At 74.9% G+C, this 12713-nt stretch carries 16 protein-coding genes, 1 tRNA gene and 1 other RNA gene; 10 read left to right on the forward strand and 8 right to left on the reverse strand.

Annotated features, from left to right (window positions below; translation table 11 throughout):
- Positions 1-220 precede the first annotated feature (220 nt).
- The 3 genes from KOV94_RS11355 (at position 221) to KOV94_RS11365 (ending at position 1278) form a co-directional block, all read left to right on the forward strand.
- Positions 221-643: a DUF3052 domain-containing protein gene (locus KOV94_RS11355; RefSeq protein ID WP_218052084.1), complete on the forward strand. Its 423-nt coding sequence runs from the start codon at positions 221-223 to the stop codon at positions 641-643.
- Positions 640-1107: a peroxiredoxin gene (locus tag KOV94_RS11360; protein ID WP_218052085.1), complete on the forward strand. Its 468-nt coding sequence runs from the start codon at positions 640-642 to the stop codon at positions 1105-1107. The genes KOV94_RS11355 and KOV94_RS11360 overlap by 4 nt, the downstream gene beginning before the upstream one ends.
- Positions 1108-1204: 97 nt before the next feature.
- A tRNA-Val gene (locus KOV94_RS11365) sits at positions 1205-1278 on the forward strand.
- Positions 1279-1287: 9 nt separating this feature from the next.
- Here the strand turns inward: KOV94_RS11365 and KOV94_RS11370 are convergent.
- Positions 1288-1821 carry a hypothetical protein gene (locus KOV94_RS11370; RefSeq protein ID WP_218052086.1) on the reverse strand — a complete coding sequence of 178 codons (534 nt, stop codon included), beginning with the start codon at positions 1819-1821 and terminating at the stop codon, positions 1288-1290.
- A gap of 107 nt (positions 1822-1928) precedes the next feature.
- On the opposite strand from KOV94_RS11370, the gene KOV94_RS21280 reads away from it, so the two are divergent.
- The 4 genes from KOV94_RS21280 to KOV94_RS11390 are packed head-to-tail and all read left to right on the forward strand — an operon-like array spanning position 1929 to position 5965.
- A complete protein-coding gene (locus KOV94_RS21280; RefSeq protein WP_218052087.1) occupies positions 1929-2780 on the forward strand; it encodes an MOSC domain-containing protein in 852 nt (283 codons plus the stop codon).
- A gap of 37 nt (positions 2781-2817) precedes the next feature.
- The gene (locus KOV94_RS11380; protein ID WP_218052088.1) at positions 2818-4014 is read left to right on the forward strand and encodes a Nif3-like dinuclear metal center hexameric protein; all 1197 of its coding nucleotides are present in this window, start codon (positions 2818-2820) and stop codon (positions 4012-4014) included.
- Positions 4011-4760 carry a zinc ribbon domain-containing protein gene (locus KOV94_RS11385; protein ID WP_218052089.1) on the forward strand — a complete coding sequence of 250 codons (750 nt, stop codon included), beginning with the start codon at positions 4011-4013 and terminating at the stop codon, positions 4758-4760. Before KOV94_RS11380 ends, KOV94_RS11385 begins: the two co-directional genes overlap by 4 nt.
- Positions 4760-5965 (forward strand): bifunctional RNase H/acid phosphatase, encoded by a 1206-nt coding sequence (locus tag KOV94_RS11390; protein WP_218052090.1) that lies wholly within the window; start codon positions 4760-4762, stop codon positions 5963-5965. Before KOV94_RS11385 ends, KOV94_RS11390 begins: the two co-directional genes overlap by 1 nt.
- Positions 5966-5999: 34 nt before the next feature.
- Here the strand turns inward: KOV94_RS11390 and KOV94_RS11395 are convergent, their stop codons facing one another.
- Entirely contained in the window at positions 6000-7175 is a 1176-nt protein-coding gene (locus tag KOV94_RS11395) for an SLC13 family permease (RefSeq protein WP_218052091.1), read from the reverse strand.
- Positions 7172-7948: a YaaA family protein gene (locus tag KOV94_RS11400; RefSeq protein ID WP_218052092.1), complete on the reverse strand. Its 777-nt coding sequence runs from the start codon at positions 7946-7948 to the stop codon at positions 7172-7174. Before KOV94_RS11400 ends, KOV94_RS11395 begins: the two co-directional genes overlap by 4 nt.
- Positions 7949-8019: 71 nt before the next feature.
- Here KOV94_RS11400 and KOV94_RS11405 point away from each other — a divergent pair, with 71 nt between their 5' ends.
- The 3 genes from KOV94_RS11405 (at position 8020) to KOV94_RS11415 (ending at position 9306) form a co-directional block, all read left to right on the forward strand.
- Positions 8020-8403 (forward strand): tautomerase family protein, encoded by a 384-nt coding sequence (locus tag KOV94_RS11405; RefSeq protein WP_124341516.1) that lies wholly within the window; start codon positions 8020-8022, stop codon positions 8401-8403.
- Between the two features lie 49 nt (positions 8404-8452).
- Positions 8453-8847: RNase P RNA component class A (rnpB, locus tag KOV94_RS11410), an RNA gene on the forward strand.
- A 162-nt stretch (positions 8848-9009) separates the two neighbouring features.
- The gene (locus tag KOV94_RS11415) at positions 9010-9306 is read left to right on the forward strand and encodes a hypothetical protein (protein WP_124341517.1); all 297 of its coding nucleotides are present in this window, start codon (positions 9010-9012) and stop codon (positions 9304-9306) included.
- Between the two features lie 81 nt (positions 9307-9387).
- Here KOV94_RS11415 and KOV94_RS11420 read toward each other — a convergent pair whose 3' ends face one another.
- From KOV94_RS11420 to map, 5 genes are all read right to left on the reverse strand, one after another.
- The gene (locus KOV94_RS11420) at positions 9388-9795 is read right to left on the reverse strand and encodes a VOC family protein (protein ID WP_124341518.1); all 408 of its coding nucleotides are present in this window, start codon (positions 9793-9795) and stop codon (positions 9388-9390) included.
- Between the two features lie 61 nt (positions 9796-9856).
- Positions 9857-10144, reverse strand: coding sequence for a DUF6191 domain-containing protein (locus tag KOV94_RS11425; RefSeq protein ID WP_218052093.1), 288 nt, complete (start codon positions 10142-10144; stop codon positions 9857-9859).
- A gap of 21 nt (positions 10145-10165) precedes the next feature.
- Positions 10166-10993 (reverse strand): MBL fold metallo-hydrolase, encoded by an 828-nt coding sequence (locus KOV94_RS11430; RefSeq protein WP_225916563.1) that lies wholly within the window; start codon positions 10991-10993, stop codon positions 10166-10168.
- Complete coding sequence (gene ppgK / locus KOV94_RS11435; protein ID WP_218052095.1) at positions 10990-11775, reverse strand: polyphosphate--glucose phosphotransferase; 786 nt, start codon at positions 11773-11775, stop codon at positions 10990-10992. Before ppgK ends, KOV94_RS11430 begins: the two co-directional genes overlap by 4 nt.
- Positions 11772-12644, reverse strand: coding sequence for a type I methionyl aminopeptidase (gene map, locus KOV94_RS11440; protein ID WP_124344324.1), 873 nt, complete (start codon positions 12642-12644; stop codon positions 11772-11774). The genes ppgK and map overlap by 4 nt, the downstream gene beginning before the upstream one ends.
- Positions 12645-12713 lie beyond the last annotated feature (69 nt).

Raw genomic sequence — 12713 nt, forward strand, 5'->3', positions numbered from 1 at the left:
CCCTGCCGGGCACAAAGTCACACCGTCCCGGCACTCGGGCCACGTGACGTCCGCGACAGTCGTGGGACGACTCGCGTGCCGGAGCGGTCGGCGGACCGGTCGGACACGCCCGTCCGGGTCGACGTCTTGCCAGGGCCCGCCACCGTGCGGTGGGCTACGGTGTGCGGACATCAGCAGGTCGTCCCGCCGGGGGCGACGCGACGAAGGGATCGGTCGGGACGTGTCATCCAGCACGGACGACGCCGCCTCGCAGGTGGCAGCGCGTCTGGGGTTCACCGCAGGACAGGTGATCCAGGAGTTCGGGTACGACGACGACGTCGACGGGGAGCTGCGCACCGCCCTCCAGGCGGTCACCGGCAACGAGCTGGTCGACGAGGACTACGACGACGTCACCGACGGCGCCCTCATCTGGTTCCGAGACGACGACGGCGACCTCACGGACTTCCTCGTCGACGCGATGACCGTCCTCGAGGACAACAGCCCCATCTGGGTGCTCACCCCGAAGTCCGGCCGGTCGGGCCACGTGTCGCACAGCGACATCGAGGAGGCCGCCACCACGTCCGGCCTGCACGCGATGACGACGTTCGCCATCGCCGCCGACTGGTCCGCCACGCGCCTCGGCACGCGCGGCCGCGGCAAGTGACCGCGACGCCCGTCCTCGGCGAGCTCGCACCCGACTTCACGCTCGTCGACACGCACGGCACGCCCGTGACGCTGTCGGCCCTGCGCGGCACCCCGGTCGTCGTCGTGTTCATCCCGTTCGCGTTCTCCGGGACGTGCCGCGGGGAGCTGTGCGAGATCCGCGACAACATCGCCGCCTTCGACGCCGGGGGTGTGCGCGTCCTCGTCGTCTCGTGCGACTCGACCTTCACGCTCCGCGCGTGGAAGGAGCAGGAGGGCTACGGCTTCGACCTGCTCTCCGACTTCTGGCCGCACGGTGACGTCGCCCGCGCCTACGAGGTGTTTGACGAGAAGGCCGGCCGGCCGCTGCGCGGCTCCTTCCTCGTCGACGCTGACGGCGTGCTGCGGTGGTCCGTCGTCAACCCCGCGGGCCAGGCCCGTGACCTCGCCGCCTACCGCGCGGCGATCGCCGACCTCGTCGCCTGACGTAGACGTCGGTCGGCGTGCTGCGGTGCCCCTCGGGCGCAGCGTGGTGCACCGGTAGGCTGTGCGCCCGTCGCACCCCTGAGCACGTCGCGGCGAGGGGCCTGTAGCTCAGCTGGTCAGAGCGCCGCGCTTACACCGCGGAGGTCGCCGGTTCGAAACCGGCCGGGCCCACCCGACGCGTCATCCCCACCCGCAGGCCAGGTGCACGTCGCGCACGACCGCCGCCACGGGCGAGCCCCACAGCTCGGCGAACAGGTCGGCGTCCTGCGGCTCGCGGAAGTAGACGGGGGCGCCCCACGCGTCGTCCCACGACTCCGCCACGACTCCGGCGGGGACGGGCGGCACGCAGATCACGGGCGTCGCGGGCGCGCCGTAGCCGAGCGACTCGGCGCGTGCCTGCGCCGCGTCGAGGCTGTCCGTGTCGTCGTCGGGCGCGATCGCGAGCCACACGACCGAGTAGGAGCCGGTGACGGACATCGCCTCGTCCTCGGGCAGCGCGGTGGGCCACGCCGGGGTGATCGTCGGCGTCGCGGCGTCTCCCGGTGCGACCGCCGTCGTCGGAGCGGCCTCCGTGGGGGCGGTGGTAGGTGCGTCCGCGTCGTCGGGAGCCGGCGTCATGCAGCCGGCGAGCACGAGCGTGACCAGGGCGAACGTGAGCGGCGTCGTGTGGTGCCGGCGGACCGCATGACGAGGTATGCGGCGAGGATGGCGCACCCCCGCGCTCGCCGGTGTGCGCGTACGGCACCGGGACCCGATCGTGACGGGATCGTGATGCGGGCGCGTCCGGGCCGGACGCGAGGTGCGCTTGCTACCGTCCGCGGGTGGCCGCCCCCCGAGTCTCGTCGCTCCACGTCTTCCCCGTGAAGTCGCTGCGGGGCGTCGACGTGCCGGCGGTCGACGTCGACCCGTGGGGCGTCCGGGGTGACCGGCGGTGGATGGTCGTGACCGCCGACGGCGACGTGCTGACCGCGCGCGAGCACCCGCGGATGCTGGCGGTCCGCGCTTCGCCGGACGGCGCGTCGTTGCGGCTGAGCGCGGCCGGGGCAGCCGACCTCGTCGTCGCCGAGCCCGTGGACGCGCAGCCCGACGTCGCCGTCGGGCTGTCGCGCCTCGACCGGGCGACCGGGGCGGGGGCGGATGCCGACGCGTGGTTGTCCGACGTGCTCGGGCGGTCCGTGCGGCTGGTCTGGCTCGACGACCCGCGGCGGCGGTCGGTGAGCGTGCACCACGGCGGGCGCCCCGGAGATCCGCTCAACCTCGCGGACGCCGGTCCGTTGCTGGTCACCACGGAGGCGTCGATGGCGGCGCTCAACGCGTGGGTCGCCGACCGGGTGCTGGAGTCGGCGGACCCGACGGGGTCCCCGCAGGTGCCGGCGCCGCTGCCGATGGAGCGCTTCCGGCCGAACCTCGTCGTCGGCGGCGACCTGGAGCCGTTCGAGGAGGACCGGTGGGCGGGGCTGCGGGTCGGCGACGTCGAGCTGCGCTTCGCGGAGCGGTGCGACCGGTGCAGCCTCACGACGATCGACCTCGACGCGCTCGTCACGACCAAGGAGCCGATCCGGACGCTCGCGCGGCACCGCCGCGAGGACGGGCGGACGTGGTTCGGCGTGCGGATGGTGCCCGTGAGCACGGGCCGGGTCGCGGTGGGGGACGCGACGACGCCGCTGCGGTGAGCCCGTCCGTCGGCGTCGCGCGGGTAGCGTGCGTGACGTGACCGCCCCTCGTCTGGCCGACGTCGTCCGCACGCTCGAGCGCCGCTACCCGCCGTCGACGGCGGAGTCGTGGGACGCGGTGGGGCTGGTCGCCGGGGACCCGGAGCAGGAGGTCCGGCGGGTGCTGCTCGCCGTCGACCCCGTCGCGGACGTGGTGGAGGAAGCCGTCGCGTGGGGTGCGGACCTGGTCGTCACGCACCACCCGCTGCTGCTGCGGCCCGTGCACTCGATCGCGGCGACCACCTTCAAGGGCGCGCTGCTGCACCGTCTCGTCCGGTCGGGCGTCGCGCTCTACACCGCGCACACGAACGCCGACGCCGCGGTCGGGGGAGTCGCCGACGCGCTGGCCGACGCCCTGGGCCTCGTGGATCGCACGCCGCTGCAGGCCGCGGCGTCGGAGGCGCTCGACAAGGTCGTCGCGATGGTGCCGGTCCGCGACGCGGAGGCGCTCGTCGATGCGCTCGCCGCGGCGGGGGCGGGCGCGATCGGCCGGTACGCGCGGTGCGCCTGGACGACGACCGGCGAGGGGACGTTCACGCCGCTCGACGGCGCGTCGCCCGCGATCGGCACGGTCGGCGAGGTCGAGCGCGTCGTGGAGGCGCGCGTCGAGATGGTCGCGCCGCGGCGCCTCCGGTCCGCGGTGGTCGCCGCGCTGCGCGCCGCGCACCCGTACGAGGAACCGGCGTTCGACGTGCTGGAGCTGGCGTCCTGGCCCGGGGCGACGGGGATCGGCCGCGTCGGGCGGCTCGAGCGTCCGACGACGCTCGCCGCGTTCGCCGCCGACGTGGCCGCGGCGGTCCCGGCCACGTCGCAGGGGGTCCGGTACGCCGGGGACGCCGACGGGCGGGTCGCACGGGTCGCCGTCGTGGGCGGCTCGGGCGACTCGCTGTTCGACGCGGTCCGGGCGGCCGGCGTCGACGCGTACGTCACCGCCGACCTGCGTCACCACCCCGCCTCGGAGCTGCGCGAGCGCGCGGAGTTCGAGGCGCGCGACGGCCACGCCCCGCCGTACCTCGTCGACCTCGCGCACTTCGCGTCCGAGTGGCCGTGGCTGGCCCGTGCGGCGCGCGACCTGGAGACGGACCTGGCCGCCGCGGGCACTACGGTGGAGACCCGGGTCAGCACCCTGAGCACCGACCCCTGGACGGGCCGCGTCGCCGCGCCCGCCCCCCTCCCGCCGGAAGGACACCCGTGACGACTGCCCCCGCGGCGGACCAGCGCCGCCTGCTCGACGTCCAGGAGCTCGACACGCGCCTCGACCAGCTCGCGCACAAGCGCCGCACGCTGCCCGAGCTCGCACGGCTGGCGGAGCTCGACGCGCAGCTCGCCGACCTGCACACCGCGCTCGTCACGTCGCGCACGGCCGCCGAGGACCTGCGTCGCGAGCTCACGAAGGCGGAGGCCGACGTCGAGCAGGTGCGCTCGCGCGCGGCCCGCGACCAGGCCCGTCTGGACTCGGGGCAGGGGAGCGCGAAGGACCTGCAGGCGCTGACGAGCGAGCTCGCGTCGCTCGCGCGCCGCCAGGGCGACCTCGAGGAGGTCGAGCTCGAGGTCATGGAGCGGCTCGAGGCGCACGAGGGTGCGCTCGCCGAGGTGACGAAGGCGTACGACGCGCTCGTCGCGCAGAAGGAGTCGGTCGCGGCCGACCGCGACGCCGCGTTCCGGACGATCGACGCGGACGCCGAGCGCGTCCGGGGCGAGCGCGCGAAGGCCGCCGAGGGCCTCGACGCCGGCCTCGTGACGCTCTACGAGCGCCTGCGCGGCCAGCTCGGCGGGCTCGGTGCCGCACCGCTGCGGGGCCGTCGCTGCGAAGGCTGCCGCCTGGAGCTCAACCCGCTCGACCTCGACGCGATCCGCTCGAAGGGCGAGGACCAGGTCGTGCGCTGCGAGGAGTGCGGCCGCATCCTCGTGCGCCTGCCCGAGCCGGCCGCCGCGGGCTGATGACCCGCCGGCTCGTCGTCGAGGCCGACGGCGGCTCGCGGGGCAACCCCGGGCCCGCCGGGTACGGCGCGGTGGTGCGGGACGCCGACACGGGGAAGGTCCTCGCGGAGCGCGCGGACTTCCTCGGGGTCGCGACGAACAACGTCGCCGAGTACTCCGGCCTGGTCGCCGGGCTGCGGGCGGCGCTCGCGATCGACCCCGCCGCGCGCCTCGAGGTGCGCATGGACTCGCAGCTCGTCATCGAGCAGATGCGCGGCACCTGGAAGATCAAGCACGCCGACATGCGCCGCCTCGCCGACGAGGTGCACACGCTCGTCGACCCCGCGGACGTCACGTGGACGTGGGTGCCGCGCGCGCAGAACGCCGCCGCCGACCGGCTGGCGAACCTCGCGATGGACCGTGAGAGTGGGCTGGTGACCGACGACGCCAGCACCGGCCCGCTCACCCCGCCGAGCACCGACCCGACCGGCAGCGGCACGCAGTCCGCGACGACGGGTGCGGGCGACCCCGGTTCGGGCCGCGCGCCACGACCGTCCGGTGCGGGCGTCCGCTTCGACGAGGAGAAGCCCGTCACGGTCGTGCTCGTGCGGCACGGTCAGACGGCGATGACCGTCTCGCGCGGGTACTCCGGCTCGTCCGAGCCCGGGCCGCCGCTCGACGAGCACGGGCAGCAGCAGGCCCGTGCCGCCGCGGTGCTCGTGGACCGCATCGGGCACGACCTGTGGGGCGACATCGAGTACCCGTCGGAGATCATCGCGTCGCCCATGGTCCGCACGCAGCAGACCGCGGGCATCATCGCGGAGCGGCTGAAGCTGTCCGTCGAGACCGTCGACCTCGTCAAGGAGGCCGACTTCGGCGAGTGGCAGGGCCTCACCGCGGAGCAGATCGAGGAGCGCTGGCCCGGCGAGCTCGAGCCCTGGCACACGCGTGGTGACGTGCGCCCGCCCGGCGGCGAGTCGATCGCCGACGTCGGCGTCCGGCTGCAGCAGGTGTTCGACGACCTCATCGCGGAGGGGCGCGGCCGCACCGTCGTCGTCGTGAGCCACGCGGTCGCGATCCGCGCGGCGCTGGGCGTCGCGATGGGCGCGCAGCCGGGGTCGTGGAGCCAGCTCCGCGTCGCGCCCGCGTCGGTGAGCATCGTGCGGCTGTTCGCCGACAAGCGGCACGAGATCGCCGTCGTCGGGGTGCCGAGCGAGGGCTGGTAGGCCGGCTCGGGTCGACGCTGCGCGGCCGCCCGCGTCAGTGCGCCACGGCGAGCGCGAGGACCGCGAGCACTACGACCGGCGGGGCCAGCAGCGCACCCTGCAGCACGATCGTGCGCGCCGGCACGTCGAGCATGACCTGACGGCACCGGTGCCACCACAGCACCGTCGCGAGCGAGCCCCACGGGGTGAGGAGCGGACCCGCACCGGTGCCGACGAGCAGCGCCGCGAGCCGCAGCGGGTCGCCGGCGGCGGCCGGCTCGAGCGCCAGGTACGCGGGCAGGTTGTTGACGCCGTTCGACGCGAGCGCGGCGACGCCGGCCAGCCGCAGCAGCTCGTCGGCGCCGTCCCCGTCGCCCGCGAGGTCGTGCAGCAGCGCGCCGAGGCCGTGCGCGTGCGCGGTCTCGACCGCGACGAACAGCCCGAGCACGACGACGAGCGTCCGCCACGGGACGAGCTGCGACGGCGGCACGGGCCAGGGGCGTCGTCGCACGCGGGTCGCGGCGAGCAGGACGACGGCGGCACCGGTCGCGAGCGGCGCCGGCGGCAGACCGGCAACGAAGCCCACGGCCATCAGGCCGGTGACCCCCGCGGCGAGCAGCAGCAGCGTCCGGTCGGGCGCGGGCGACGGCTCCTGCGGCTCGTACGTGCCGCCGAGGTGCCGGCGGTCGCGCACGGCCAGGATCGCCACCGTCACGACGATCGCCACGAGCGCGGGCGCCCACATGAGCGGCAGGAACGACGCGCCCGCCCGCCGGATGGCGTGGTCGGCGAGCAGGTTGGTGAGGTTCGAGACGGGCAGCACGAGCGACGCGGTGTTGGCGAGCGCGAGCACGGCGAGCGCGAACGGCAGGGGAGACGTGCGGGTGTGCCGCGCGAGCGAGATGACGACCGGCGTCAGGAGCACCGCGGTCGTGTCGAGCGACAGCACCGCGGTCGAGAGCGTCGCGAGCACCACGACGAGCAGCCAGAGCACGACGCGTCGACCCCGCGCCACCCGGGCGGCCAGCCCTGCGGCCGCGTCGAACAGCCCCGCGCCCGCGCTCGTCTCCGCGACGACCGTGAGCGCCGCGAGGAACAGCAGGATCGGCAGCGTGCGCTCGGCGAGCGTGCGCGCGTCGTCGGCGGGCAGCAGCCCGGTGGTCGGGAGCACCACGACGACGACGGCGGCGACCGCCCACCACGGGAAGCCCCGGCGGGCCGGAGCGCTCACGCGACGACGAGCGACAGCGTGCGCGCACCGCGCGCGGGCGGACCCAGCTCGACGGCCAGCAGCACGTCACCGACGAGCTCGGACGCGGCCGCGGCGAGACCTTCCGCGTCCCGCGGCGGACGCGCACGCCGGCTCAGCAGGTGCCGCGTGAGCACGCCCCGCGTGTGCTTCGCGTGGTGCGAGACGACGGACCGCACGCCGTCGACCTCGCGCAGCACGCGCACCGCGACCCAGTCCGCGGAGCGCGGCGGGTGCCACGCGGCCAGGTACGCGGCCGAACGGCAGTCGACGACGAGCTCGCCGTCCGCGCGCGCGTCGAGCTCGACCCCCAGCGGTCCGCGCCACGCGGACGCGAGCGGCCCGATGCCCGGCAGGTCCGTGCTCATCGACAGCCGGTACGCCGGGAGCGGGTCCTCGGGCGTGACCGCACCCCAGAGCCCGGACACGACGCGCACCGACTCGTGCGCACGTCGGCGGGCCGCCGGCGTCAGGGAGTCGAGCCCTGCGGCGCCGTACAGGACACCGGTGTAGACCCGTCGGGCCGGGGCCGTCGGGGCCTCGCGCAGCACGGTGTTCCGCAGCACCTCGTCGGCCAGGCTCGCGCCCACGCCCAGCACCGCCGCCGCGTCGGGACGCCGGCTCACCTCGGCGAGCGCGTCGAGCACCTTCTCCCGCACGGGCGTCAGACCGGGCGACGAGAGGGCATCGAGGTCGAGCGCCGGCCCCCGGGGAGGCGACGTCTTGCCCTCCGAGGGCGGCAGCAGCACGAGCACGCCCTGACTGTAGGCTCCGCGAGCCGGGGCGGCCGCATCAGCGGCACGCGTGTGCCGCAGGGGGAGGGGCGATGGCGCAGGTCAAGGTCTACGGGCGGCGCGACGTGTGGTCCACGCGACGTCGCGAGGTGTCCGACGCGATCCACGCCGCGCTCGTCGGCACATGGGGCCTCCCCGCGGACAAGCGGTTCCACCGGTTCCTCCTGCTCGACCCCGAGGACCTCGTCGCACCCCGGTCCGACGCCTACCTCGTCGTCGAGATCGTCTGCTTCACCGGTCGCAGCCTCGCCGCACGCCGCGCCCTCGTCGCCGCCTTCTTCGACTCGGTCGCGCCCGCCCTCGCCCTCGACGATGACGACCTCGAGGTCGTCATCGTCGAGAGCCCGCCCGAGAACTGGGGCATCCGCGGCCGCAGCGGTGACGAGCTCGTCCTGCCGTACCGCGTCGACGTCTGACCCGCGCTGCTCCGGCCGCATGACCAGCGGGTAGACTCCTCGGCGCGGATGAGTCAGTCAGGCGACCGCGTCAGGCCCTCGGGCCTGCCGAGGAACGTCCGGGCTCCGCAGGGCAGGGTGGTGGGTAACGCCCACCCGGGGTGACCCGCGGGACAGTGCCACAGAGAACAGACCGCCGGCACCGCGTCGTGGAGACACGCACGCGGGCGCCGGTCAGGGTGAAACGGTGGTGTAAGAGACCACCAGCGCACCGGGTGACCGGTGCGGCTCGGTAAACCCCACCCGGAGCAAGGTCAGACAGGGAGCGTTCGAGGGCGGCCCGCCCGAGCTCCCGGGTAGACCGCTGGAGGCGTGCGGCAACGTACGTCGTAGAGGGATGGTCGCCACCCGTGCCGGGGCAACCGGGCACGGGGACAGAACCCGGCGTATCGACTGACTCATCCGCCCTCGCACGCCGTCGTCGGCCGCCCGGCGCTGAGACGATCCCCGTTCCGGTCGCGGGTTGCCCCGGGGGACCGGAGGATGAGCAGCAGACCTCTCCGGAGCAGTCGGAGCCGGGTCGCGCACGCCCGTCACCTGGACGGCAGAGTCGCCGAGGGGGACCACATGGCCACGATCCACGTCTCACCTGATCCCGCACCAGTCGCGCCGCCGGTGCCGGCGTCGGTGCTCCGTGACGTCTCCGAGACGTTCCCGAGCGACGACGCGGTCGCGCACGCGATCCGCCTGCACGACGAGGCGCGCGACGTGCACGAACGCGCTGCGCTGTTCTTCGACGAGCTCGCGGCGGCCGGTTCGGAGCGCCGCGACTACTACCTGGGCCGTGCGGCCCGCCACCGGCTGCTGGCCGAGCAGGAGCGCGAGGCCGCCGCGCGGCAGACCAACCGCTCGCTGCGCTTCTGAGACCGCCGGTCCGGCTGCGCGATCCTCGAGGGTCTCGCGGCCGGACCGGACCAGCAGGTCGACGGACGACGCCTGTACGGCTCAGGTGGCGGCGGCCTGAGCCGCAGCGAGCTGGCTGGGGGTGCTGCGCAGGAGGCAGAACTCGTTGCCCTCGGGGTCGGCGAGGACGTGCCACGGGACGTCGCCCTGGCCGACGTCGACCGGGGTCGCACCGAGCGCGAGCAGGCGGGCGAGCTCGCTCGCCTGGTCGGAGCCGTCGGGCGGGCGGACGTCGGGGTGGATGCGGTTCTTCCCCGCCTTGCCCTCGGGTACCTCGATGAACAGCCAGTTCGTCGCGGACCCGTCGGACGGGGCGATCTCGATCTCGACCGGCCCGTCGTCGTCCTCGGGTTCGTCGAGGACGTCCCAGCCGAGCGCGTCCGCCCACCAGCGGGCGAGCGCGACGGGGTCGTGGCAGTCGATCGTGATCTGGGACACGTGGAGAGGCACACCGCGACGCTAGAGGTGCGCGCGGCGACCCGCGCGTCGAGCCGTCTCCTCTGCGACGCCGTCAGACGGTGCGGCCCGGGTCGATCCGGGCGACGCCGGCGTCGAGGTCGACGGGCGGGGCCGTGTCCCCGGCGTGCTGGATGTCGAGCCGCTGACGGTCCTGCTCCTGCGTGAGGTACTCACGGTTGGGCTGGAAGACGTCGACGAGCCCGCCGAACATGCCCGACGCCGCCGACCCGGACGGCACACGGGTGCGGGGGCGGCGGCGGTCGAACAGGCCGCGCGCGACGAGGCGGTCGACGACGACGAGCACGACGACCACGCCCGCGACAGCCCACAGCCACTCCATGCGGCCATGGTCGCACGCGCCTCAGCGGTGCAGGGCGGCGACCTGGGCGGCGTGCGCGTCGGCCACCCACGGGTCGGCGAGGCGCGGGTCGTCGGACCGTCCGGCGACCAGGTCGTCGAGGTAGGCGCGGTCGGCGTCGAGGCGCCGGTCGAGCTCGTCGTGGTCGCCGGGGGAGCCGTGCCCCGGGACGACGGCGGCGAGGTCAAAGCGTTCGACCGCCGAGGCGAGGGCGTCGAGACCGGCGCGGTAGTCGCCGACGGGGTCGGCCGCGGTGTCGTCGAGGAGCGGGACCTCGCGGTCGGACAGCATGTCGCCGCACAGCAGCACGCCTGCGTGCACGACGACGAGCGCACCGTGGTCGGGTGCGTGCGCGGCGTGCGCGACGACGACGACCTCGGGGCCCGGCCAGTCGAGCCGGTCGGTGCCAGCCGCGCGCGGGTACGGGACCGGCGGCACGGCGACGACGTCGGCGGGGCCGTCCTGGGGGTGCGCGGCGAGCACCGCGGCCAGCGCCGCGTCGTCGTCACGTGACCGCGTCAGCGACTCCGCCCAACCCGGGCCGAAGGAGCCCAGCTCCCCGGCGCGCCACCGCGGCAGGCCCCGTACGCCGTGCCCGTCGAGCACGTGGTCCCAGTGCGCGTGCGTCGACCACACGGCGACGGGCCGCCACCCGCGGCGCGCCACGGCCGCGCCGAGCCCGGCGACCTCGCCGGCCGTGACCCCCGGGTCGACGACGAGCGTCGTGCCGTCGTCGCCCACGACGAGGCTGGACGTCGTCGCGTAGACCGCGCTCGTCGCGACGTGGACGCCGGCGGCGAGCTCGACGAGCGGGCGCGGGCGGGTGGTCAGTGCGCCTTCGCCGCGAGGGCCGCGGCGCCCACGATGCCCGCCGCGTTGCGCAGCTCGGCGGGGATGATGCGGGTGCGGAGGTCCAGCAGTGGCAGGAACTGCTCGTGGTGCTTGCTGACGCCGCCGCCGACGACGATGAGGTCGGGCCAGAACAGGTTCTCGACGACCGTGAAGTAGCGCTGGAGCCGCTGCGACCACGCCGCCCAGTCGAGGCTCTCGCGGTCGCGCGCGGAGTCGGCGGCGCGGGACTCGGCGTCGAACCCGTCGATCTCGAGGTGCCCGAGCTCGGTGTTCGGGACGAGGCGACCGTCGACGATGAGCGCGGACCCGATGCCGGTGCCGAGCGTCACGACGAGCACGACGCCGTCGACGTCCTTCGCGGCGCCGTACTTCACCTCGGCGAACCCGGCGGCGTCGGCGTCGTTGACGGCGACGACCTTCCGGCCGGTCGCCGCGCCGACGGCGGTCTCGACGTTGGTGCCGATCCAGGACTTGTCGACGTTCGCGGCGGACTGCGCGACACCGTGCAAGATCACGGCCGGGAACGTGACGCCGATCGGCACGTCCTTGTCGAGGTCGAACTTCGCGACGACCTCCGCGACCGTCTGCGACACGGCGTCGGGCGTCGCGGGCAGCGGGGTGGGGATGCGGACCCGGTCGGACGCGAACTCGCCCGCGTGCAGGTCGACGGGTGCGCCCTTGATGCCGCTGCCGCCGATGTCGATGCCGAACGCGACGTCGTGCTTCTTCTTGCCGTGCTTGGAGTGCTTGTCGTGGCTCATGGCAGTGTCAGGATCTCCGCTCCGGTGTCGGTGACCAGCAGGGTGTGCTCGAACTGCGCGCTGCGACGGCCGTCGGCCGTCACGACGGTCCAGTCGTCGTCCCACACGACCCAGTCGGGCGTGCCGAGGTTGAGCATGGGCTCGATGGTGAAGACCATGCCGGGCTCGATGACGGTGTCGTAGAGCGGCGCGGCGTCGTAGTGGGGGATGACGAGGCCCGTGTGGAACGCGGGGCCGACGCCGTGGCCGGTGTAGTCGCGCACGACGCCGTACCCGAACCGGGCGGCGTACTTCTCGATGACGCGGCCGATGACGTTGACCTCGCGGCCCGGCTTCACGGCCTTGATCGCGCGGTCGAGCGACTCGCGCGTGCGCTCCACGAGCAGGCGCGACTCCTCGTCGACGTCGCCCGCGAGGAACGTCGCGTTGTTGTCGCCGTGCACGCCGCCGATGTACGCGGTGACGTCGATGTTCACGAGGTCGCCGTCCTCGACGACGGTCGAGTCGGGGATGCCGTGGCAGATGACCTCGTTGACCGACGTGCACAGCGACTTCGGGAAGCCGCGGTAGCCGAGCGTCGAGGGGTAGGCGCCGTGGTCGAGCAGGAACTCGTGGCCGATCGCGTCGAGCGCGTCGGTCGTGACGCCCGGCTCGACGTGCCGGCCGACCTCTTCGAGCGCCTGCGCCGCGATGCGCGCGGCGACGCGGACCCGTGCGACCGTCTCGTCGTCGAGGACGTTGCTGCCGCGCCAGGGCGCGGGGCCGGGCTTGCCGACGTACTCGGGGCGGGCGATGGTCGAGGGGACGGCGCGGCGAGGGCTCACCGTGCCCGGGACCAGGGCGGATCGTGGCGCGTGCACGGGCGGCATACCTGGCAGTCTACGGACAGCACGAGGGGGCGGCCCGGCCGGGACAGGCCGCGGGCGGCGACGCGAAGG

This window comes from Cellulomonas algicola, assembly GCF_019024305.1.
GTDB classification, from domain to species: domain Bacteria; phylum Actinomycetota; class Actinomycetes; order Actinomycetales; family Cellulomonadaceae; genus Cellulomonas; species Cellulomonas algicola.

Bases quoted from the DNA above. Each gene is read 5' to 3' on its own strand.
- map (WP_124344324.1), bottom strand. From the start codon at position 12,644: ATGCCGCCCGTGCACGCGCCACGATCCGCCCTGGTCCCGGGCACGGTG.
- KOV94_RS11390 (WP_218052090.1), top strand. From the start codon at position 4,760: ATGACCCGCCGGCTCGTCGTCGAGGCCGACGGCGGCTCGCGGGGCAAC.
- KOV94_RS11415 (WP_124341517.1), top strand. From the start codon at position 9,010: ATGGCCACGATCCACGTCTCACCTGATCCCGCACCAGTCGCGCCGCCG.
- ppgK (WP_218052095.1), bottom strand. From the start codon at position 11,775: ATGAGCCACGACAAGCACTCCAAGCACGGCAAGAAGAAGCACGACGTC.
- KOV94_RS11405 (WP_124341516.1), top strand. From the start codon at position 8,020: ATGGCGCAGGTCAAGGTCTACGGGCGGCGCGACGTGTGGTCCACGCGA.
- KOV94_RS11425 (WP_218052093.1), bottom strand. From the start codon at position 10,144: ATGGAGTGGCTGTGGGCTGTCGCGGGCGTGGTCGTCGTGCTCGTCGTC.